The sequence below is a fragment of the Sinomonas sp. P10A9 genome, assembly GCF_041022165.1.
Lineage (GTDB): Bacteria > Actinomycetota > Actinomycetes > Actinomycetales > Micrococcaceae > Sinomonas > Sinomonas puerhi.
In genome coordinates this window covers 2680969-2702972 of sequence record NZ_CP163302.1, presented here as the reverse complement: position 1 = coordinate 2702972, position 22004 = coordinate 2680969, and the positions used below count along the sequence as shown (strand labels likewise).

The following is a 22004-nucleotide window of genomic DNA, read 5'->3' as shown; positions in this document are numbered from 1 at the left end:
CAGTGGTAGGTCCCCTAGCCAGAAGGACCTGTCGATAGCGGCTCAGAAAGGGGCTCGACTGTCTGACGACGGAGCCCCTCAGAGCCGACATCGGGCTGAACTCAGAAGTATCTGGAGGGCACCATGGAGTTCAACATCAGCGGACGCAACCTGACGGTGTCGGATCGTTTCCGCGAGTACGCGAGCGAGAAGCTCGAGAAGATCGAAGCCTTGGCCGACAAGGTCCAGCGCGTCGATGCGAAGTGCTCCAAGCAGAACAACGCCAAGTCCGGCGCAGACCAGCTCACGGTTGAGCTGACCGTCACCGGCCGCGGGCCGGTGATCCGAGCCGAGGCCACGGCCCCGGACAAGTTCGCGGCGTTCGACCTCGCGTACGGCAAGCTCCTCGAACGTCTGCGGCGGGCCAAGGACCGGCGCAAGGTCCACCACGGCAAGCACACGCCGGTCGCCGTCAACGCCGCCACAGCCTCCCTCCCCGTGGTGAGCGGCAGCACGCCGATCTACGAGGAGGCTGCCCTGGAGGCGACCGCGGGCGCGGCAACGGAGCCGGCATCGCCGTACGAGGTCGAGAACGACATCCCGGCCGGAGACTCGCCCGTGTTGATCCGCCGCAAGGTCTTCCCCGCCGCGACTCTCACCCTCGATGACGCAGTGGACAACATGGAGCTCGTGGGTCACGACTTCTACCTCTTCATCGACGCGGACACGAACACTCCCTCCGTCGTGTACCGGCGCCGAGGGTGGACGTACGGGGTGATCAGCCTCGACCAGGCGTGCGAGCCCGGGGGAGACAAGGTCGAGGAGAAGATCCTCGCCTACCGCTCAAGTGACGCGGGCGCCGTTGTTCCCTGACGAATCGGCCTCCACTGCCCCAGTGGCGCAGACTGACGCGGCGGCGGTCCCCAGCGGGGCCGCCGCCGCGGCGTGCTGCGAGCCTGTCCGGGGGGTCGCCGCGTGACGGTGCGGCTCACCCTCGCTCAGGCGCGCCGCATGGCGCTCGCCGCGCAGGGGCTGCACCGTCCCCGGCCCTCCGTGCAAGCGTCGACGAGGACGCTCGTGCGGACCTTCGAGCGGCTCCAGGTAGTCCAGATCGACTCCGTCAACGTCCTCGCACGCAGCCACTACCTGCCGTTCTTCTCACGGCTCGGACCCTACGACCGGGCCGCGCTGGACCGGCTCTCGGCCCGGAGCCCGCGGCGGATGGTCGAGTACTGGGCACACGAGGCGAGCTATGTCCGGCCCGAACACTTCGAACCGCTGCGGGCCTGGCAGCGGCGAAAGTGGGTCGGGGCCCACGACCTCGATCCCCTGGAACGCGCCGGGCTGGCCGAGCGGATCCTGGCCGTCCTTGCCACGAGCCGGCCGCTCACCGCGGCCGCGCTCACCGGGCGGCTCGGCCACGTCGAGGAACGTCGGCGGGATCAGTGGGGGTGGAACTGGAATGCCGTCCAGCACGTGCTCGGGTCGCTCTTCGAGGACGGGCTCGTCAGCTCTGCCGGCCGGACGTCCTCGTTCGAGCGCCGCTACACGCTCACCTCGGCGATCGTTCCGGGTGCATCGCTGCCTGCCGACGGCGGGGCGGGCTATGCGCGCGACGGCGGCCCGGACGATGGTCTCCGCGTGCTGACCCGCGCGGCAGTCGGTGCGCACGGCATCGGGACGGCTCGGTGCGTGGCCGACTACTTCCGCCTGCCGGTCCGGCCCGTTGAGATGGTGCTCCGCGAGCTCGTCTCCACGGGAGAGGTCGAGGTGGTCGAGGTGCCGGGTTGGGGGACGCTCTACAAGGATTCGGCGGCCGCGCTCCCGCGTTCCGCCACGGGCCGCGCGCTGCTCAGCCCCTTCGATTCACTCGTATTCGAGCGGCGCCGGCTCGAGCAGCTCTTCGGCTTCAAGTACCGCATCGAGATCTACACGCCGGCTGAGCGTCGCGAGTACGGGTACTACGTGCTCCCCTTCCTCCTGCGGGATGTCATGGCGGCACGGGTCGACCTCAAGGCAGACCGTGTGGCCGGGACGCTGCTCGTCCATGCTGCACACGGCGAGCCGGACGCCCCGGCGGACACCGCCGTCGAGCTCGCTGCCGAACTCCGGCTCCTCGCGGACTGGCTCGAGCTCGACGACGTGCGGGTCGCCGACCGCGGAAACCTCGCCGTGCCGCTGCGTCGCGCAGCCCCACCACGGGTGGGGGCCAGCGGGAAAGGGAACCAGAGCGCGGTCCCGCGCGTGTCTCCCGTAGACTGAATCCCGCCGCAGCGCACGACTGCTGCTGCCCACGCCATTGACAAGGGAGCGAAAGCCACGTGGCAAACCTTCTCGAGAAACTCCTGCGAACCGGTGACCGCCGGACGCTCAAGCAGCTGCGGGTCTACGCAGATGCCATCAACGCGCTGGAGGACGAGTTCAGGGGCTTCACCGACGCGGAGCTGCGGGGCGAGACCGACCGCCTGCGGGAACGCCACGAGGACGGCGAGACGCTCGACGACCTGCTGCCCGAAGCGTTCGCGGCCGTCCGTGAGGCCGCGGGGCGCACGCTCGGGATGCGTCACTTCGACGTCCAGCTCATGGGCGGCGCGGCGCTGCATCTCGGCAACATCGCCGAAATGAAGACCGGTGAGGGCAAGACCCTCGTGGCTACCGCCCCGGCGTACCTCAACGCTCTCTCGGGCAAGGGCGTCCACGTGGTCACGGTCAACGACTACCTCGCCGAGTACCAGTCCGAGCTCATGGGCCGTGTGTACCGGTTCCTCGGCATCTCGAGCGGCTGCATCCTCTCCAACATGGATCCGGCGGAGCGCAAGCTGCAGTACGACGCGGGCATCACGTACGGAACCAACAACGAGTTCGGGTTCGACTACCTCCGCGACAACATGGCGTGGGACCAGAGTGAACTCGTCCAGAGAGGCCACAACTTCGCGGTCGTCGACGAGGTTGACTCGATCCTCATCGACGAGGCACGCACCCCGCTCATCATCTCTGGCCCGGGTCAGGGTGACGCCAACCGCTGGTACTCCGAGTTCTCGAAGCTCGTGCTCCGCCTGGGCGACGGCGACTACGAAGTCGACGAGAAGAAGCGCACGGTGGGTGTCCTCGAGCCCGGTATCGAGAAGGTCGAGGACTACCTCGGCATCCACAACCTCTACGAGTCCGCCAACACCCCGCTCATCGGGTTCCTCAACAATGCCATCAAGGCCAAGGAGCTCTTCAAGCGAGACAAGGACTACGTGGTGCTCGACGGCGAGGTGCTCATCGTCGACGAGCACACCGGCCGCATCCTTCCTGGCCGCCGCTACAACGAGGGCATGCACCAGGCCATCGAGGCCAAGGAGGGCGTGGAGATCAAGGCCGAGAACCAGACGCTCGCCACGGTCACCCTCCAGAACTACTTCCGCCTGTACGAGAAGCTGTCGGGGATGACGGGCACGGCCGAGACCGAGGCCGCCGAGTTCATGAGCACCTACAAGCTCGGGGTCGTGCCGATCCCGACCAACCAGCCCATGGCACGCATCGACCAGTCTGACCTCGTGTACAAGAACGAGGTGGTCAAGTTCGACGCCGTCGTGAAGGACATCTCGCGGCGTCACGCGACCGGGCAGCCGGTGCTCGTGGGCACCACGAGCGTCGAGAAGAGCGAATACCTCTCCAAGGCCCTCGCGAAGGCCGGGGTGCGCCACGAGGTCCTCAACGCGAAGAACCACGCGCGTGAGGCTGCGATCGTCGCGCAGGCAGGCCGCAAGGGCGCCGTCACCGTGGCCACCAACATGGCTGGCCGCGGCACGGATATCATGCTCGGCGGCAACGCCGAGTTCATGGCCGTTGCCGATCTTGCGGCGAAGGGCCTCGACCCCGAGGAGAACTCCGCAGAATATGAGGCCGCCTGGCCAGCCGCCCTCGAGGCAGCGAACAGCGCGGTCAAGGCCGAGCACGAGGAGGTGCTCGAGCTGGGCGGCCTCTACGTTCTTGGCACCGAGCGCCATGAGTCGCGGCGCATCGACAACCAGCTCCGCGGCCGGTCCGGCCGTCAGGGCGATCCCGGCGAGTCGCGGTTCTACCTCTCGCTCACCGACGACCTCATGCGCCTCTTCGGGACCGGCGGGGCCGAGCGCCTCATGGCCTCTAGCCTGCCGGATGACACCGCGCTCGAGTCGAAGATGGTCTCCCGGGCTATCCAGTCCGCGCAGGCACAGGTTGAGGGCCGCAACGCCGAGCAGCGCAAGAACGTGCTCAAGTACGACGACGTGCTCAACCGTCAGCGCGAGGCCATCTACGGCGACCGCCGCCGCATCCTCGAGGGCGACGACCTCCACGAGAAGGTGCAGTTCTTCTTGGAAGACACTCTGACCGCGATGGTCGAGTCGGCCACAGCCGAGGGCAACGGCGACGACTGGGACTTCCACGCGCTGTGGGGCAATCTGCGCACGATCTTCCCGATTTCCATCACTCCCCAGGACATCATCGACGAGGCCGGCGGCAAGCCGCGTGTCACCGTCGAGATGCTCAAGGAGGAGATCATCTCGGACGCGAAGCTCATCTATGCCGAGCGCGAGGCGCAGATCGGGCCGGACACGATGCGCGACGTCGAGCGCCGGGTGGTGCTCTCGGTGGTGGGCCGCAAGTGGCAGGAGCACCTCTACGAGATGGACTACCTCAAGGAGGGCATCGGCCTGCGGGCGATGGCCCAGCGTGATCCCCTCGTCGAGTATCAGCGCGAGGGCTTCGGAATGTTCCAGACCATGATGGAGGGCATCCGCGAGGAGTCGGTCGCCTTCCTGTTCAACCTCGAGATCCAGCCTGCCGAAGGAGTCCCAGCGGTGCAGGAGGCTCCGGCGCAGCCGGCTCAGCTGCAGTACTCGGCGCCGTCGGAGGACGGGTCCGCCGAAACGCACATCGAGCAGGCAAGGTCACGGGCGCCCCAGAACGGCGGGGCAGCCCGTCAGCAGCCAGGGCAGAAGCCGGCAGCCGGACAGAAGGGTCCGTCGCGTCCTTCGTCGAAGGGGGCACCGGGCCGCCGTTCAAAGCGCTGACGCCCGTGGAGTCCTGACGGTGCCGGAGGCCCGCCCCTGATCGAGGGGCGGGCCTCCGGCGTTCGTCCCACCGCTGAAAGGATGGAGTCAGCCGACCTCGAGGGCCGTGACCCGCCAGGACAGGCCAGCCGCCTCGAGCCGCAGGGCCACGGCGCGGCACCGCGCGGCGTCGGACACGACGACGGCTGCCTCATAGACCCCAGGCTGCACGAGCGTGGCATGGACGGCCTTGACCGCCGCGGACCGATGGAGGAGGGCGATCCTCGGAGCGTCGTTCCGGGAAACGGCACGTTTGCCTGCCATGGCGGCGCGCCGCAGATCTGCCCGGAGCTGGATGGGAGGGAGGAGGTCCCGATGGAGCCACGGCGCGAGCTGCATGACGGGCCTCGTCCCGGCGAGGACCTCCATGGCGGCTCGGGTGATGGCCGCCGCAAGCTTGCGGACCTCCTCCGCCTCGCGCGGCGAGGGAACGGCGTGCAGTCGGCGGGCGGGCCGCTCGCCGGTCTCCGGCGCGAGCGCCGAGCTCCCGGCAGTCCGCAGTCGTCCGCCGGGTCGGGGCGCGGGCCCTTGCTGGTGGCTGGGCCGGTGGAAACGCAGGACGTCGGCGGTGCGGAGCCCGCTCTCGACCACCTGGGGCTCCTTGCGGGACGTTCGCGTTCGGGTGACGGCGGCGAGGTCTGCGATTTTAGCGGCGTCCGCGGCGTCTGCGACGTCGGCGATGTTTGTGGCACCTGCATCGTTGGCGTTGTTTGCGGTGTCGGCAACCGCGGCGGGTGCGGGCGCCCGGGGTGACGTGCGCTCGGTGCTGGCCCCAGCGGCAGCGGGACGGGTAGATCCTGCGGCGGGCGCAGGGCTGGCGACGATGGGTGCGGTCATGGCAGGAATCCTTCGGCTGGGCTGCCGCAGCGCTTGCGGCAGGGAGGCGGCGCCCGACCAGAGGTGGGCGAGGTGGAACCGATGGGGCGTAGGTGCGCGCGAAGCGTGACGGCGCGCGCCCCTCGAGGTGCGGGCGGCTGGAGGCCCAGTGGCCGGAAAGTGGGGAGTTCGGACACGGCCGCGGCCGGAGGGTAGGAAGTCCGGACGGGCCGCGATCGGAAGGTACTCGCGGCTCGCGGCCGGGGCAGGCTGGGCTCAGCGCGGCGGGACGAGCAGCTGGCCGGGCCGGATCAGGTGGGGGCTGCCCCCGATGACTCCTTCGTTGGCGTCGTACCAGTCGGGCCATACGGCCGCGACCTCGAGGTCCGTTGCCCCAGGGCCGAGGTGCCGGGCGACGATGGACCAGAGGCTGTCTCCTGGGCGGACTTCCACCGGTTCCCTCGCGGAGCCTGCCGTCTCCCGCTTCGGCTGTTGCACGAGCAGCCCAGGGTCGGCAGGCACTGCGGGGGGAATCCACGCGGCTTGCGAAGGTGTGGGCGCAGCTGAGGGTGTGGGCGTGGCTGCCGCCGACGAGGGTTGGGCTGACGGGAGCGGTGAGGAGGGGCTGGCGGAAGGCGGAGCGGCTGGCAGCGCCGCGGCACCAACCGTTCCCCCCGCGGCCGCTGTTCCCCCCGCGGGCGCTGTTTCTCCCGCGGCTAGGGGGCTGGCGCTGCTCGGTCCGGCCGGCACCAGTGCAGCGGACGCCGACTGCTCAGATGGGGCAGCGTGCCATGCCGGATCGGGCAGGCCATCGGCGTGCGCCGCCGGAGCGGCCACGAGGCTCAGCCCGAGCGCCGCCATCGCCAGCCGGCGCATGAAGAGCGGAGCCAGGGCCCCGGTACGCTGAGATGCCCGATGGGAGCCCGCCGCCGCAAGGAGAGCGGATGCGATCGCCAGCGTCGCCGAGAAGACCCACCACGCCACGACCGAAAGGCCGATGATGCTGGCGAGAAGCCCCAGGAGGACATCGACGCGCGGCTCCCACGCGCCGTCGAGCGCGGCGGGAACGATCCGCAGCCAGTCGCCCCACCTGTTGGGCGCGATATTCCCCGCGAGCGTTCCTCCCGCGACCACTAGCACAGCCCCGAGCGCGAGTACCGCGGTAGTGACAAGGGCGTCCCCCGCGACCTGCTGCCGTTGTGTGTTCTCCATGAGACCCCCCGGTCTGTCTGGCCATCAATGGCCATTTTCTTCACTTGGATGCAGTTTGATGCTGTTTGATAAATCTGAACCAAGTTTGATCATGAAACTCGGCAATTGTCCAGTGGGGGTCTGCTTTGAGTCGGATTGACCGCCCGGACGGTTCCTCCCTAGGGTGATCGACATGCGCTGGGACGATGTGTTCGCCGATCTCGAAGGGCAGCTGGCAGCCGCGGGCCAGTTGGACCGGGAGGCCCAGGTGGCCGAGCTCGTGCGGGCGGAACAGGGTGCAATCGCCCTCGAAGACCGCCTGCGGGGTCAGGGCGAGACTCCGGTCCACGTGATGCTCGCAGGCGGCGTCCGGTTCCGCGGCACGCTCCGGCAGATCTCCGACGCCTGGTTCATCCTCGAGTCGGCCCCGCACAGCGTTCTCGTCCCTCTCCGGTCCGTCGTGACGGTGGCCGGTCTCGGGCGAAGGTCACGGACGGAGGCGTCCACAGTGCGCCGGACCCGCTCGCTGGCGTCGGCGCTGCGGACACTCGCGCGCGACCGTGCCCTCGTGACCTGCTTCCTTCAGTCGGGGCTTTCCGAACCGCTGACAGTCATCGGAACGATCGACACCGTCGGGGCGGACTATCTCGAGGTCATGCCGGTTCACGGAAGGAACGGGTCAGGGGTCGGCGGTGCAGTGGCGGTGCCGTTCGGGGCCCTGATCGCGGTGCGGTCCGGGGGCTAGGAGGTCCGGAGGCCCGGAGGATCAGCTTCCCGAGTGGGCTCGGCGGTTCTCGGCGAGCGCCTTCTCAGCTCTCGCATAGCTCTCCTGGATGTACTCCTCGAGCTTGACGTCCTCGACCCGCCACTGCCCCCGCCCTCCGACCTGGATGGCCTTGAGCTCCCCGCTGCGCACGAGGGCGTAGCCCTGCGCCGGGCTGATCTGGAGCTGCTCGCACACATCCGCGAGCGTCAGGAAACGAGGCATGGACACATTCTGCCACTTGAAGGCATCGTTCGGAGCGGATTGATGCAGTTATCCACAGTTTGATGCCGTTTGACGCGGTGCGACTTGGGCTGGACGCCGACCCCCGACAGAATGACGAAGGGGGCCGGTCAGCGGCCTGCGACTGGAGGGGAACGCAATGCCAGCTGCCGAGAATGCACCGGGGACCCGGCTCACGAAGCCGTCATGGAAGGATCCGCGGCTGCTCGTGGGTCTCCTTCTCGTGCTCGCATCCATTGCGGGCGTGGTCGCTCTCGTGGATGCCGCGGACAAGACGGTCGGAGCGTACGCCGCGAAGGAGGACATCGCCGTCGGCCAGACGATCGACGCGAGTCGGCTCGTCCGCGTCGACGTCCGGCTCGGGGACGCGGAGGGGCGCTACCTGGCCCCGGACGCCCTGCCGGAGGGCAAGGTCGCGCTCCAGCGCGTGGCCAAGGGTGACCTCGTGCCGGCATCGAGTCTCGGCGAGCCGCGCGCCGTCGACCGCAAGCCAGTCTCGATCAGCATCGGCCAGTCGCTCCCGGCCGAGGCCACGGTCGGGACGCGCGTGGACGTGTGGGTGGCGCTGCCCGATGGGCGCAACGGCTTCGCGGAGCCCAAGCTGCTCGTCCCGGGTGCTGAGATCGCCCACATCGAGGCGTCCTCGACGACCCTCGGCGGCAGCCGCGAGACGCACGTGCTCGTGCTGGTCGAGGATGCCAAGCTCGCCCAGGTGCTCGGGGCGCAGGCGAACAGCGCCAAGGTCTCCCTCGTCTGGAACCCCACGGGCGGCCCCCGATGAGCATTCCGGTCGTCACCATCGGCGCCGGCCAGGCCGAGCTCGTCGGGTCACTCGAGCGGCTCCACGGGCCGGTCACCGTGGTGCGCCGCTGCTCCGAGCTCGAGGAGCTCGTCGCGGCCTGCCAGACGGGGCTGGCCCGCGCGGCCGTCGTCGCCGGCGGCACCCAGGACATCACGGCGACGCTCATCGACCGCCTCGCCACGGTGGGCGTCGCCCTCGTGGGCCTCACGGATGACGACGCCGAGCGGGGCCGGCTCGCGGGCCTCGGGGTCCTCGCGGCTCCCGAGGCCGTGCCGGCGCCGGAGCTCGCGCGGCTTATCGGCGAGGCCGTCGACAGGGCGCCGGAGAGCGCCGGCGCCGTACCGTCGTCGTCCTTCGGGCTCGCCGGGGCGCGGCCAGCCACCTCGACGGAAGAGGCGGCGCCGGTCGGGGACGCCGCCGCACCGGTGGAGGAAGGGGAGATCCTCGCGGTCTGGGGGCCCATCGGCTCGCCGGGCCGGACCACCGTTGCCGTCAACTGCGCCGCCGAGCTCGCCGCGTCCGGCCGGAGCGTCATCCTCGTCGACGCTGACACGTACGGAGGCTCCGTTGCGGGAGTCCTCGGCCTGCTCGACGATTCCGCCGGGCTCGCCCAGGCGTGCAGGCTCGCCGATCAGGGGCTCCTCGACCGGAGTGCGCTCGAGCGGGTGGCCACGCCCGTCGTCATCGGCGGAGGCATCCTCCGCGTCCTCACGGGACTGACGCGGGCTGACCGGTGGCCCGAGCTGCGGGCGGCGGCCCTTGGCGCGGTCCTCGAGCGCTGCCGCGAGCTCGCCGAGACGGTCGTCGTGGACATCGGCTTCTGCCTCGAGGCGGACGAGGAGCTCAGCTTCGACACCATGGCACCCCGCCGCAACGCAACGACCCTGCGTGCGCTCGAGCTCGCGGACCGTGTGTTCGCGGTGGGCGCGGCGGACTCGATCGGTATGCCCCGGTTGGTGCGGGCGCTCGCGGAGCTCGATCAGGCGGTCCCGGGTTCGGCCCCGACGGTCGTGTTCAACAAGGTGCGCGCCTCTGCGCTCGGCCGGTTCCCGGAGCGCGCCCTGCGCGAGGCCTGGGAGAGGTTCGGGCCCGGGGCTCCGATCGCGGCCATGATTCCGCACGACGCGGGCGCTGCCGACGCGGCACTCCTCAACGGGCAGGTTCTGCTCGAATGCGCCCCCGAGTCTGCGCTGCGGCACGGCATCGCGGAACTCGTCTGTGCATCTGTACGGCAGAATCGAAGATTCGCTGGACGCCGAACCAAAGCCGTGGCGCCAGTGCCGCGCTAGGCTCGGGTGAGAGGGCTGCGAAGTGGCAACCCCGTTCCCTGGAGGCGAGCCAGAGTGTCGACCGGTACTGCCCAGCAGACCCCCTTTCCATCAGCGGATCAGGAATCCCGCTTCCTTGCCAACTACTACGAGCATCTCGCCGAGGAGGACCGGCAGGCGTACAGCGCCGAGGCGCTCGCCGAGCGGGCACGGCAGCACTGGGCCGTCGCCGAGGGCCGGGAGACCGGCACGGCGAACATCGCCGTCACGGACGAGGGCGGCCGCAGCGTCGTCTACATCGTCACGGATGACATGCCGTTCCTCGTCGACTCTGTGAGCGCCGAGCTCGTCCGCGAGGGCGCGCCGATCCACCTCGTGGTCCACCCGATGTTCGTCGTGACCCGGCGCAAGAGCGACGGCATGCTCGTCGCCGTCGACCGCGTGCCCGCCCAGTGGGGGATGACCAGCGGAGACACGGCCACGATGCCGCTGCTGAGCGCACTCGTCTCCGACGGCGACAACGCCACGCACATCGAGTCGTGGATCGCCGTCGAGACGAACCGTGCCTCGGCCGCGGTCAAGACCCAGCTCATCGAGGGCATCCGCCGCGTCCTCGGCGACGTGCGCGCGGCCGTCGATGACTGGCAGCCCATGCGCGCCAAGGCCCTCGAGATCGCCGACGGCCTCGGATCCGTCGCCGGGGCCGAGGACATTCCCGACCTCACATCGACCCAGGACCTGCTCCGCTGGCTCGACGCCGGCAACTTCACCTTCCTCGGATACCGCGAGTACGACCTCAAGTCGGTCAACGGCGAGGACGTCCTCGAGCTCGTCGACGGCAGCGGGCTGGGACTGCTGCGCGGCGAGGGTTCCCATGCCCTCCAGCACCTCACCGCCGAGGGCCAGGCCCACGCGCGCGAGCGGCGCGCCCTCAACATCACGAAGGCGAACTCCCGCAGCACCGTCCACCGCCGGACGTACCTCGACTACATCGGGATCAAGCGCTTCGACGCACAGGGCCAGGTCGACGGCGAGCGTCGCTTCATCGGGCTGTTCGCCTCGAGCGCGTACACCCAGTCGGCGCGGACCGTCCCGATCGTCAAGGACAAGATCGACGAGGTCATGCGCCGCTCGGGGTTCCCCGCCGACTCGCACTCGGGCAAGGACCTCCTGGCGATCCTCGAGACCTACCCGCGCGACGAGCTCATGCAGATCGACACCGAGACCCTCCTCGAGACGGTCACGCGGATCCACCGCCTCCAGGAGCGCCGCCGCACGCGGCTCTTCCTCCGCCCGGACATCTACGGCCGGTTCATGAACGCCGTCGTCTACCTGCCGAAGGACCGCTACAACACCGCGGTGCGCCGCCGGATCGAGCAGGAGCTCGCGAAGGAGTTCCACTCCTCCTCGATCGACTACGACTCGCAGATGAGCGATTCCGCTCTCGCCCGACTGTACTTCCGGATCCGGCTGCCCAAGGACACCGAGTCCGCCCCGGTTGACCTCGCGGCCGTCGACAGGGATGCCCTCGAGCAGAGGCTCGTGACGGCGACCCGGTCCTGGAGCGAGGGCATCGCGCAGGTGCTGCACGAGAACCGGCCGCTCGACGCGGCCGAGCACCTTGCCGCGGTGTGGGGCGAGGCCTTCCCCGCGTCGTACCGCGTTGACTTCGGCATCGACGACGCCCTCGAGGACATCACCCGCTTCGAGGAGTACGCCGCCCAGCGCGTGGGGGGCGAGGCCGCGGCCGACGGCGCGAGCGCCGCGCTGTCCGAGCGTCCCGCGGTCCACGTCTACCTCCCACACGACGACGGCGAGGCCCTCGAGGAGGACGCCCGCGTCAAGCTCTACCTCTTCGAGCCCAAGAGCCTGAGCCAGATCCTGCCGTACTTCCACAATCTGGGCCTCGAGGTGCTCGATGAGCGCCCGTTCGAGATCGAGACGGGGGATTCACGGGAGTTCTTCCTGTATGACCTTGGGCTCAAGTACCCTGCCGGCGTCGACCCCCTCTCCACTGGCGGCCTGCTCGCCGAGTCGTTCGGCCAGGCCCTCGCGGGTGAGACCGAATCGGACAACATCGACCGGCTCGTGCTGCGGGAGGGCCTCCGTTCCCGCCAGGCACAGATCCTGCGTGCGTACGCGAAGTACATGCGCCAGATCGGGAACATGAACTCCTACGGGTTCATCGCGGACACGCTGCTCGGCAACGCGGACGTGACGCGCCGTCTCGTGGCCTACTTCGAGGCCCGCTTCGACCCCGAGCTCGGCGACGCCGAACGTGCCGAGCGTTCCGCGCAGATCAAGACCGAGCTCGTCGACGCGCTCGAGCAGGTTCCGACGCTCGACGCCGACCGCCTCCTGCGCACGTTCATCAACCTCATCGACTCCACGCTGCGCACCAACTACTACCTCGGCCACTCGTACCTGAGCTTCAAGCTGCGACCCGGCCAGATCGAGGGCCTGCCCTCGCCGAAGCCCGCCTACGAGATCTGGGTCTATTCGCCGCGGGTCGAGGGTGTGCACTTGAGGTTCGGCAAGGTAGCCCGCGGCGGGCTGCGCTGGTCCGACCGCCGCGAGGACTTTCGCACGGAGATCCTCGGGCTCGTCAAGGCGCAGGTCGTCAAGAACGCCGTCATCGTCCCCACGGGTGCGAAGGGCGGCTTCTACGCCAAGCGGCTCCCGGATCCCTCGCGGGACCGTGCGGCATGGCTCGCCGAGGGCGTCGAGAGCTACAAGACGTTCATCCGCGGACTCCTCGACATCACGGACAATCGCCTCACCGTGGTGGGGGACAACGGGGTGGCGACCGAACAGGTTGTGCCGCCGGCCGGCGTCGTGCGCCATGACGACGACGACACGTACCTCGTGGTCGCGGCCGACAAGGGCACGGCGAGCTTCTCCGACATTGCCAACGGGCTCTCCCTTGACTACGGCTTCTGGCTCGGCGACGCCTTCGCGTCCGGCGGGTCGGTGGGCTACGACCACAAGGCCATGGGCATCACGGCCCGCGGCGCGTGGGAGTCAGTCAAGCGACACTTCAGCGAGCTCGATCTGGACACGCAGACCGAGGACTTCACCGTGGTCGGGGTGGGCGACATGTCCGGCGATGTGTTCGGCAACGGCATGCTCCTCTCGGAGCACATCCGCCTTGTCGCGGCCTTCGACCACCGGCACATCTTCCTGGACCCGACGCCCGACGCCGCTGCCTCCTTCGCGGAGCGTCGGCGCCTGTTCAACCTTCCGCGCTCCTCGTGGGACGACTACGACCGCGCCCTCATCAGCGCCGGCGGCGGGGTGTTCCCGCGGAGCGCGAAGTGGATCCCCGTCTCCGACGAGGTTCGCGCAGCGCTTGGCCTCCCGGACGGCACAACGCAGCTGAGCGTCACCGACATGCTCCGCGCCGTGCTGCTCGCGCCGGTCGACCTCTTCTACAACGGCGGCATCGGAACGTACTTCAAGGCCAGCACCGAGACGAATGCGGAGGTCGGCGACAAGGCCAACGACGCGATCCGCATCGACGGGCGCGACCTGCGGGTCAAGGTCGTGGGCGAGGGCGGCAACCTCGGCTTCACCCAGCACGGCCGCATCGAGGCGGCGCTCCAGGGCGTCATCATCAACACGGATGCGATCGACAACTCGGCCGGCGTCGACACGTCGGACCATGAGGTCAACATCAAGATCTTCGTGGACCGCATGGTCGCCGCGGGCAAGCTGTCCGCGGCCGAGCGGGCCGCCTTCCTGGCTACGATGACCGACGAGGTGGGACGTCTGGTCCTGGCGGACAACGTCGACCAGAACATCCTCCTCGTCAACGACCGCGCGAGGGTCGTCGAGTGGAGCCCGAGCTTCGAGCGACTCATGGACTGGCTCGAGAAGGAGGCGGACCTCAACCGCGACATCGAGTCGCTGCCGACCACGGCGCAGCTGCACAAGCGACTCGAGCAGGGCCAGGGACTCACCGCGCCCGAGCTCTCGGTCCTCGTCGCCTACGCCAAGATCGAGCTGACCGAGGCCCTGCGCGACAGCAACCTCGCCGACGACCCGTGGTTCAAGGACACCCTGCGGAACTACTTCCCAGTGGAGATCGCCGAGCGGTTCGGGGACGAGCTCGACAGCCACCCGCTGCGCCGCGAGATCATTGCGACCGTCGTCGCGAATGACATGATCAACCTCGGCGGCATCACGTTCGCCTTCCGCACCATCGAGGAGACGAGCGCGACGCCGGCCGCCGTCGCCAAGGCGTTCGTCGCCCTGCGCGAGGTGTACCGGCTCGACGAGATGACCGATGAGCTCAATGCGCTCCCCGCATCGTTCCCGACCGAGCACTGGACCGCCATCCACCTCGACGTGCGGCGGCTCCTGGACCGTGCCGTCCGCTGGCTCCTCCACCAGGGGACCTCCGGACAGGACATCGCGGGCGTGGTCGATACGTACCGGGCGCCGCTCGCGGCGCTGCGCTCAAAGCTCCTGAACTACCTGCGCGGGCAGGACGCCGAACGCGTGGGATCGTGGCTCGAGAAGGCCCGCACGTGGGGTCTGCCCGAGGGGCTCGCCCACCGCTGGGCCGAGCTGTTCGAGAGCTATGCGCTCCTGGACGTCGCACGGATCGCCCAGACCACCGGGGCCGGGGTGGAGCAGGTGGCAGGCGTCTACTACACCGTGTTCAACCGCTTCCAGATCGACAGTCTGCTCGAGCGGATCACGGCGCTCCCGCGCCGCGACCGCTGGGAGGCCCTCGCGAGGGCCGCCCTGCGGGACGACCTCTACAGCACCGTGTCGGACTTCACGCGCTCCGTCATGGATGCCGCGCCGGACTCCCTGTCGCCGGACGCCAGGCTCGAGGTGTGGGCGGGGGAGAACCGCGATCAGCTGGACCGCGCGGCGGCGATGTTCGCCGAGGTCAACTCCCTCGAGCGCGACGACATGGCCTCGCTCTCGGTAGCATTGAGGCTGCTGCGGTCGATCGTGCGTCACTAGCGCGCTGATGCGAGAGGCCGCGGGGAACTCCCCGCGGCCTCTCGCTTCGCCCGGCAGGCGGACGCGATCCCTCGACAGTGCTTGAGACAAGGCGGTACAGGTGGCCATCTTCACGGACCCCATCAGGGAGCATGCCGAGTTCGGCCCCGGGGACGCCGAGTGGCTGCACCTGCTGGTCGGTGACTGGCAGCTCGTGGCGGACCTCGCGTTCGCCGACCTCGCCCTGTGGTTCCCCGATCCTGAGGATGGCTACGTGGCACTCGCCCACGTGCGCCCCTCAACCACTCACACGGTCTTCCACACCGACTTCGTGGGCGAGCGAATCCGCTCCGACCTCAGGCCCCTCGTCGACAAGGCTTGGGCGAGCCAGTCGATCGAGCGCCACCACGAGACGAGCTTCAACTCCGAGATGGCGCTGCGCGTCGAGGCGGTGCCGTTCGTGCGCAACGGCCGCACGCTCGCCGTCGTCACCTCGCATCTGGACCTCTCGAGCTCACGGATGCCCAGCCGGCTTGAGCTGACCTATCGGCAGTGCGCCTACGACCTGCTCCGCATGGGTACGCTCGGCCTATGGCCGGACTTCGCTTCGCCCACGGGGTCGCGCCGCGGGGCGCCGCGCGTAGGCGACGGGCTCATCCGGCTCGACGCGGAGGGTGTCGTGCAGTACGCGAGCCCCAACGGAGTCTCGGCATTCCGACGTCTGGGCGGCATCGAGTCGCTCGAGGGACGCTCGCTTGCCGAAATGACCACGGGGCTGCTCAAGGACCGCAGACTCGTGGACGAGACGCTCCCGCTCGTGGTGACGGGTCGCATGCCGTGGCGCAGCGAGATCGAGTCGCGCGGCGTGACCCTTTCCCTCCGCGCCATCCCGCTCCGGGACGAGCATCAGCGGTTCGGTGCGATCGTGCTGTGCCGCGACGTCTCAGAGCTGCGGCGCCGCGAGATGGAGCTTGTGACCAAGGACGCCACGATCCGCGAGATCCACCACCGGGTCAAGAACAATCTTCAGACGGTCGCCGCGCTCCTGCGAATGCAGTCCCGGCGGATGAAGAGCGAGGAGGCCAAGCAAGGCCTCGAACAGGCCATGCGGCGCGTCGCCACGATTGCCCTCGTCCACGAGACCCTGTCCCAGGGCCTTGCGCAGACTGTCGACTTCGACGAGCTGATCGAGCGGCAGTTCCGGCTTTCGGCCGAGGTGGCCACGGAGGGCCAGCACGTGTCGACGGAGCGCCGCGGGGAATTCGGCGAGCTGCCCAGCGACTTCGCGACGCCGCTCGCCCTCGTGATCAACGAGCTCGTGACGAATGCCGTGGAGCACGGGCTCGCCGACCGTTCGGGCACGGTGTGGCTCACCGCAGATCGGCGCCGGGACGAGTCCGGCACCGAGGTGCTCGAGGTCACGGTGGAGGACGACGGCGTGGGGCTCCCATCCGGGGCGCCTCGCCATGAGGGGCTCGGCCTGCAGATCGTGCGCACGCTCGTGACCAGCGAACTCGGCGGGACGATCGACCGGCACGAGCGCGAGGGCGGCGGAACCGTGGTCAGGATCGTGCTGCGCCCGGGCCAGGACTGAGGACTTCACCGGCGTGTGTCACCCGCCTACCTCACCGCCCCCGGGCCGGAAACGCCTCCGCCCCGGAACAGTTGGGCTGTTCCAGGGCGGAGGCGTTTGCGCAGGTGCGCCGTTCAGAGGCTCAGGAGGCGCGACGGGCGCGGGCCGCGCGGCGCTTGAGTGCGCGGCGCTCGTCTTCGCTCATGCCGCCCCACACTCCGGCGTCCTGGCCGGACTCGAGGGCCCATTGGAGGCACGTGTCGACCACAGGGCAGCGGCGGCATACGCTCTTGGCCTCTTCGATCTGCAGGAGGGCCGGCCCGGTGTTCCCGACGGGGAAGAACAGTTCGGGATCCTTATCGAGGCAGGCCGCGCGGTCACGCCAATCCATGGTGGTAGAGCAACTCCGTTCTCGGAGGATGGAACGCTTGTGAAAACATTCACGAGTCCATCCAAAGCAAAGGGGCCTTGGTGGGCCCCGCGATCAACTTCATCAAGATTGTCACGTTAACTGTGTGTAAACAAGGGGTCGTGGGCAGGATTCGGGCCTGAAACGAGAGGGATGCGTCACACTGGCGGACGCTTGTGTAGCGGGCGGGCGGAGGCGCGCAGTCGGTGCTCACCGGGGTGACTCGGGTATCGTGCGGATGTGCCCACCGCCGAAGATTCCGCCACCCGCCGCCCCTGGACGCTCATCGTTCTCGTGGCCATCGTGCTCCTCGAAGCCGCAGTGCTCCTAGGCTTTGCCGTGTTCTACGCCGTCTCGCTGATTGCCGGGCAGGCTGAGACGTCGCCGGGCGGTGCCGCCTTCACCTTGGTTCTGCTGGCTGCCTTCGGGGCGTGGCTGGGATCGGCAGGCGTCTTCCTCTGGCGGGGGCGCCGGTGGCCGCGGTCCGTGGCGCTTGTGGCGCAGCTTTTCGCGTTGACCATCGGCATTCCCACGCTCACGAGCGGTGTCGTCACTTTTGGCCTCGGGATCCTCGTTCCGGCCGTTGCCGCGATCTTCCTCCTCTTCAATCGTCGCGTCGTCGCCTTTACTCAGGGGAGCGCGCGCTTGCGGGGGACGGAAGGCTCGGAGTCTGGAGGCCCCGCGGCTCCCTGAGTCGGTCCGTCTTAAGGGCGCTCTTCCCATCCGGCCCGCAGTATCCCGTGGCGCTGGTGCTGGAACTGGGGATCGCACGGTTGTCGGGCGTCGGGCTCGTGCTGGTCGTCGGGCGCATTGCCGTCGTCGGGTACATGGTCAGGCGCAGAGCGGTCGCCGGGCCGTTCACAGGTGTCAGAGTCATGCCAGCCGAGCTGGACTTCGATCTGTTGACCGTCGACGACCGCGACCGCGCGGCCCGGGTGCACGCGGCCCGGAACGTCGAGGCGGACGCCGAAAACGTCGCCGTCGTTCGGGGTGCGGGGCGTGATCGCGACGCCGGTCCCGGAGGTCCGGACGGTCAGCGCGAGCGGGCACCGTGAATAGAGGTTCGCGCTGTAGCCCGCGGTCGCGACGACGGCCGCGCCTGCCTCGAGCAGCCGCGAGAGCAGGTGGTTCTCTGCGGAGTCGAGTCGGTCCGCGTTGTCGACGAGCACCACGGGTACCGCACGCGCGTCCGGTGCCGGTGCGCCGTCGAGCCTTTGAAGCAGACTCTCCCACTCCGCCAACCGCTCGTGTGACGCGGGTGAAGAGAAGCTGAGGGCGGGATTCATGGTGGGGAGCGCCGCGAGGAACGCGCTCTTGCCCGACTCTTTAGCGCCCAGCGCCAGGATGACCTCACCGGGCACGAGGCGGAGGGCGAACGGCTCGACCTCATCTCCGGCGAGGCCCACCGCGAGCCGATGCGGCCGGTCGTGACCGCCTGCAGAGAGCGCCGCGACCACTGCTGCAGGAGCACCTGCGGGGAGGGGATCGATCCGGAACGGACGCTCTTCGCGCAGCCGGCGACGTCGGTTCGGCGACGCGAATGACGCGGGGATGCACTGGATCGGGAACGCGTCGTAGCACTGGACCGCGTGCGGGCCGCCGTCGACGATCGTGCCCACTGCCGCGGCGCGGCCCTTGAGTGCTGGCATCGCGGGGAGTCTTGGCCACGAAAGGCGGGCCTCGTCGGTCGAGCCGAGCGGGAAGAACAGCCTGGCGGGCATGCCGGCGAAGATCCGGGAAGACACGAGCTCTCGTTCTCCTGCGGCCACGACGGACAGGCGAGCTGGTGCGCCGTCTCGCACGAGAGAACTGAGCACTTCCTCTGCAGCGGATTGGGGGCTCTGGCGGAGGGCCGTGATCCAGGCGCCCCAGCCGGAGATGAGGAGGATCAGGGGTGTCACCGCCTTCCCGGAGTGGGCGTCTGCGAGCCGGTTCGTGCATTCCTCAGCGAGCCTCGTCAGGACCCTCGCGGCGCGCTTCAGGTCTCCCGTTCCCACGTACGACCCCGCTCGCGGGTGGTCCCGCAGTAAGGCCAGTGATCCGTCCGCGTCGAGGACGTATAGGTGCCTCGTCGGGCCGCCGCCGGCCAACTGCGCGGCCACCGCGGCAAGTGCCCCGACCGTTCCAGCAGATCCGGGACCGACGAGCGCCAGATGCCCATGGTCCGAGGGCGACCATGTGAGGGCCGCAGTGCGCTGCTCGTGGGGAAGGTCGACGACGCCCAGTGTCAACGGCTCGCCCGCGGCGAGGACTGGATCAGCGGACATCCCCGCCTCGTCCAGAGGCAAGGTGTCAGGCAGCGGTGGGGCGAGCGGTCCGAGGACCGGGGCGCCGCCGCGGGACGCCCACGCCGCGCTGGCCGCTTTGACCAGGGGCGCGGCCGATTCAGCCGGTGAGGGCGTTGCTTCGGAGGGTCCGCGGTCGCGGCGCTCTCGGAGCCAAACACGCGCGTCGGCGACCCGAACGCGGTGGTGGGGGCCGCCGTCGTGCGAGGTGCGCGCAGCGGCGAGTCCGAGTGATGCTGACTGGAAGGGGATGGGCGTGGTGCCTCCCACGGAGAGGTAGGCGCGCCCGGGCAAGCCGACGGGAATCCGGGCCGCGAGGGGACTTCCGATCACGTCCGACGACTCGGCGTCGTGCTGCATTCTCAGGGCGATGCTAGCGGTGACATTGGCCCGGATGTCGGCCGTGAGTGCGCCCTGTGGGCGCTGGGTGGCCATGACGAGGTGCATGCCCAAGGATCGCCCTACGGCGGCGACCCGCATGAGCTCGGCGAGGGCCCCGGGGGCCTCCTCTACGAGCATCCTGAATTCGTCCACGACAAGGACGAGGCGGGGCAGGTCTCTACCGCCGTTCAGCCTGTAGTCGTCGAGGTCGGACGCGCGGGCGGTCGCCAGGAGCAGTTCTCGGCGCTTGAGCTCGGCGCGGAGCGATGCGAGAGTCCGGTCCATCCCGCCCGCGGCGAGATCTGTGACGAGGCCGACGCAGTGGGGGAGGCCCGCGAGCGGTTCGAGGCCCGAGCCTCCCTTGAAGTCCACGAAGAGGAACGTGAGGCGGTCCGGCGCGTGGGTGGCGGCTGCGCCTGCGATGAGGGTGCGCAGGAGCTCGGACTTGCCCGAGCCCGTGGTTCCGGCGACAAGCAGGTGGGGTCCCTGTGCCACGAGGTCGAGAGTCACGATCCCCTCCTCGGAGCGGCCGAGGGGTACGTTCAGCGATCGTTCAGAGGCCGTCCTGGCCCACGCGACCGACACTCCGGACGGATCCATCGCGACGAACTCCTCGAGACCACAGCAGTTCGGAACGCCCGCCTCCCCCCGGACCGCTGGCTGGGCCCCGGCTCGCCGAGCCGCGGCATCGAAAGCCGGAGCAGGGACGAGGTCCGGGGCGAAGTCTGTGCTGTTTCCCTCCGCTGCGAGCGTTGCGGCCGCGCCGCTGAGGCGGATGACCGTCGGGCGCGCCGTCCCCACGAGTCCGGCCGCGCCCACCACGGGCCAGCCACGGTCGTCGGCGGCGCGAACCCATGCACTTGCCTGTGCTCCGGGCAGGATCACGAGTGCGACCCGAGTGCCCGGCGGAATGGACACCGCGACGGACTCTGGGCTGGCGGTGGATGGGTCGATCTGGACGCGAGGCAGGAAGCGGGCGGCGAGCCGCGTCTCCTCGCTGCCTCCGAGGACGATGACCTTCAGGCCTGCCGCGGCGGGGAGCATGGCCAGCTGGAGAAGAAGGGAATTCAGGAGCCCCTGGACGTCTGCCGTGCCTCCGTTGATGGCGATTCGGCCCCGCAGCGGCACGACGAAGGGTGCGTTCTTCACCGTCGGAGGGGCCACCTTGACCCCGCCCGAAGCCGCGGGTTCGATGCTGATGTTGGCCGAGGCGGCGGCCGTTCCCATACGCACCCACACCTCGTGGAGCACGTCGACGGCGATCCCCGAGGTAAGTGCCGCCGCGCGCACCCCTTCGGCTGGATCACGCTCGGCCGTGCGATGGGCATCGTGGGCGGGGGTGGCCGCTACGCCGACGGTTCGCGCCAGCACCCCCGCGTCCGGTGACGCGCGGCGCCGGCGGGCGGCGTCGTCGTCGGCCGCGGAACGGAGCCGGCGCTCGAAGTCCCGCCGCGCCGTGCGCCCCTCGAGGAGCGGAATGAGGATCGAGATCGCGGAGACGGACGTGAACGCGAGAAAGAGCCACATTCCGGTGACGAGCGCCATCGTCACGCCGACGCCGAGCGGCAGGACCGCCATCGTGATCATTGCCACACGGCGGGACGGCGGCGTGTGCCTGGTGACGCGCAGAGGCGCGTGCGGGCTCCTGCCCGCCTCGGGGTCGAGCAACGGGGCCTCGTTGGTGAACGCGAGCGTGCACAGGCTCGCGCCGAGACGGAACTCCTGGCCGGTCGACACCTCGGCACGCTCGATCCTTCGCCCTTCCATCCATACGCCGTTGGCGCTGCCGAGGTCACGGAGTACTACGCCGGCATCGGTCACCTCGAGCTGGGCGTGCTCGCGCGAGAGGTCGGGGTCGGTGAGCGCCGCGCGGCGGCCATGCCCCGCGGGGGAGCGTCCGATCCGGACGGCGCCGCGGCCCAGCGGGATGATCGTTCCAGCCGCGGGGCCCGTGTGGACCACGAGCGACAGAGGGTGAGGGGGGTGCGGCGGATTCGCGGTCCCGCCCGCCACGAGCACGGCGCCGTTGCGAAGGGGCGGTTCGCCGACGGTGAGCACCTCGAGCGGCAGGCCATCAACGGTGCAGCCGCCAGCCCCGAGATCGCTCGCGAGCGCCAGCGCGACCGCGACGCCGGGGGTATCCCGAGCGGCCTCCACGACGAGTTCCCGGCGCAGCAGCCCCGACTGCGCTGACCTGGGGTCGGGCGAGATGAGCGTGCAGTGCAGTTCCATGACCCCCCTGTCGGCCCTGTAGGCG

At 69.7% G+C, this 22004-nt stretch carries 14 protein-coding genes; 9 read left to right on the top strand and 5 right to left on the bottom strand.

What is annotated here, in order from left to right:
* Positions 1–123: 123 nt before the first annotated feature.
* The 3 genes from hpf (at position 124) to secA (ending at position 5021) form a co-directional block, all read left to right on the top strand.
* Positions 124–852, top strand: coding sequence for a ribosome hibernation-promoting factor, HPF/YfiA family (hpf, locus tag AB5L97_RS12295; protein WP_369044883.1), 729 nt, complete (start codon positions 124–126; stop codon positions 850–852).
* 102 nt (positions 853–954) lie between these two features.
* Positions 955–2241, top strand: coding sequence for a winged helix-turn-helix domain-containing protein (locus AB5L97_RS12290; RefSeq protein ID WP_369044882.1), 1287 nt, complete (start codon positions 955–957; stop codon positions 2239–2241).
* A 59-nt stretch (positions 2242–2300) separates the two neighbouring features.
* Positions 2301–5021 carry a preprotein translocase subunit SecA gene (gene secA / locus AB5L97_RS12285; RefSeq protein WP_307957878.1) on the top strand — a complete coding sequence of 907 codons (2721 nt, stop codon included), beginning with the start codon at positions 2301–2303 and terminating at the stop codon, positions 5019–5021.
* 87 nt (positions 5022–5108) lie between these two features.
* On the opposite strand, the gene AB5L97_RS12280 is transcribed toward secA, so the two are convergent.
* The gene (locus tag AB5L97_RS12280; protein WP_369044881.1) at positions 5109–5897 is read right to left on the bottom strand and encodes an Rv3235 family protein; all 789 of its coding nucleotides are present in this window, start codon (positions 5895–5897) and stop codon (positions 5109–5111) included.
* A 255-nt stretch (positions 5898–6152) separates the two neighbouring features.
* Positions 6153–7088: a LysM peptidoglycan-binding domain-containing protein gene (locus AB5L97_RS12275; RefSeq protein WP_369044880.1), complete on the bottom strand. Its 936-nt coding sequence runs from the start codon at positions 7086–7088 to the stop codon at positions 6153–6155.
* Between the two features lie 172 nt (positions 7089–7260).
* Between AB5L97_RS12275 and AB5L97_RS12270 the strand changes: the two genes are divergently transcribed.
* Complete coding sequence (locus tag AB5L97_RS12270) at positions 7261–7812, top strand: hypothetical protein (protein ID WP_369044879.1); 552 nt, start codon at positions 7261–7263, stop codon at positions 7810–7812.
* Positions 7813–7833: 21 nt separating this feature from the next.
* On the opposite strand, the gene AB5L97_RS12265 is transcribed toward AB5L97_RS12270, so the two are convergent.
* Positions 7834–8055: a helix-turn-helix domain-containing protein gene (locus AB5L97_RS12265; RefSeq protein ID WP_307957874.1), complete on the bottom strand. Its 222-nt coding sequence runs from the start codon at positions 8053–8055 to the stop codon at positions 7834–7836.
* 157 nt (positions 8056–8212) lie between these two features.
* Here AB5L97_RS12265 and AB5L97_RS12260 point away from each other — a divergent pair, with 157 nt between their 5' ends.
* From AB5L97_RS12260 to AB5L97_RS12245, 4 genes are all read left to right on the top strand, one after another.
* The gene (locus AB5L97_RS12260; protein ID WP_369044878.1) at positions 8213–8854 is read left to right on the top strand and encodes an SAF domain-containing protein; all 642 of its coding nucleotides are present in this window, start codon (positions 8213–8215) and stop codon (positions 8852–8854) included.
* Positions 8851–10164 (top strand): AAA family ATPase, encoded by a 1314-nt coding sequence (locus AB5L97_RS12255; protein ID WP_369044877.1) that lies wholly within the window; start codon positions 8851–8853, stop codon positions 10162–10164. The genes AB5L97_RS12260 and AB5L97_RS12255 overlap by 4 nt, the downstream gene beginning before the upstream one ends.
* Before the next feature lie 54 nt (positions 10165–10218).
* A complete protein-coding gene (locus AB5L97_RS12250; protein WP_369044876.1) occupies positions 10219–15120 on the top strand; it encodes an NAD-glutamate dehydrogenase in 4902 nt (1633 codons plus the stop codon).
* Positions 15121–15220: 100 nt separating this feature from the next.
* Positions 15221–16693, top strand: coding sequence for a sensor histidine kinase (locus AB5L97_RS12245; protein WP_307957870.1), 1473 nt, complete (start codon positions 15221–15223; stop codon positions 16691–16693).
* Positions 16694–16814: 121 nt separating this feature from the next.
* Here AB5L97_RS12245 and AB5L97_RS12240 read toward each other — a convergent pair whose 3' ends face one another.
* Positions 16815–17063, bottom strand: coding sequence for a WhiB family transcriptional regulator (locus tag AB5L97_RS12240; RefSeq protein ID WP_066498767.1), 249 nt, complete (start codon positions 17061–17063; stop codon positions 16815–16817).
* Between the two features lie 258 nt (positions 17064–17321).
* On the opposite strand from AB5L97_RS12240, the gene AB5L97_RS12235 reads away from it, so the two are divergent.
* Positions 17322–17774, top strand: a complete 453-nt coding sequence (locus AB5L97_RS12235; RefSeq protein ID WP_369044875.1) for a hypothetical protein — start codon at positions 17322–17324, stop codon at positions 17772–17774.
* Between the two features lie 11 nt (positions 17775–17785).
* Here the strand turns inward: AB5L97_RS12235 and AB5L97_RS12230 are convergent, their stop codons facing one another.
* Positions 17786–21979, bottom strand: a complete 4194-nt coding sequence (locus AB5L97_RS12230; RefSeq protein ID WP_369044874.1) for an FtsK/SpoIIIE domain-containing protein — start codon at positions 21977–21979, stop codon at positions 17786–17788.
* Between the last annotated feature and the right edge of the window lie 25 nt (positions 21980–22004).

Bases quoted from the DNA above. Each gene is read 5' to 3' on its own strand.
- hpf (WP_369044883.1), top strand. From the start codon at position 124: ATGGAGTTCAACATCAGCGGACGCAACCTGACGGTGTCGGATCGTTTC.
- AB5L97_RS12280 (WP_369044881.1), bottom strand. From the start codon at position 5,897: ATGACCGCACCCATCGTCGCCAGCCCTGCGCCCGCCGCAGGATCTACC.
- AB5L97_RS12275 (WP_369044880.1), bottom strand. From the start codon at position 7,088: ATGGAGAACACACAACGGCAGCAGGTCGCGGGGGACGCCCTTGTCACT.
- AB5L97_RS12270 (WP_369044879.1), top strand. From the start codon at position 7,261: ATGCGCTGGGACGATGTGTTCGCCGATCTCGAAGGGCAGCTGGCAGCC.
- AB5L97_RS12265 (WP_307957874.1), bottom strand. From the start codon at position 8,055: ATGCCTCGTTTCCTGACGCTCGCGGATGTGTGCGAGCAGCTCCAGATC.
- AB5L97_RS12260 (WP_369044878.1), top strand. From the start codon at position 8,213: ATGCCAGCTGCCGAGAATGCACCGGGGACCCGGCTCACGAAGCCGTCA.
- AB5L97_RS12255 (WP_369044877.1), top strand. From the start codon at position 8,851: ATGAGCATTCCGGTCGTCACCATCGGCGCCGGCCAGGCCGAGCTCGTC.
- AB5L97_RS12240 (WP_066498767.1), bottom strand. From the start codon at position 17,063: ATGGATTGGCGTGACCGCGCGGCCTGCCTCGATAAGGATCCCGAACTG.
- AB5L97_RS12230 (WP_369044874.1), bottom strand. From the start codon at position 21,979: ATGGAACTGCACTGCACGCTCATCTCGCCCGACCCCAGGTCAGCGCAG.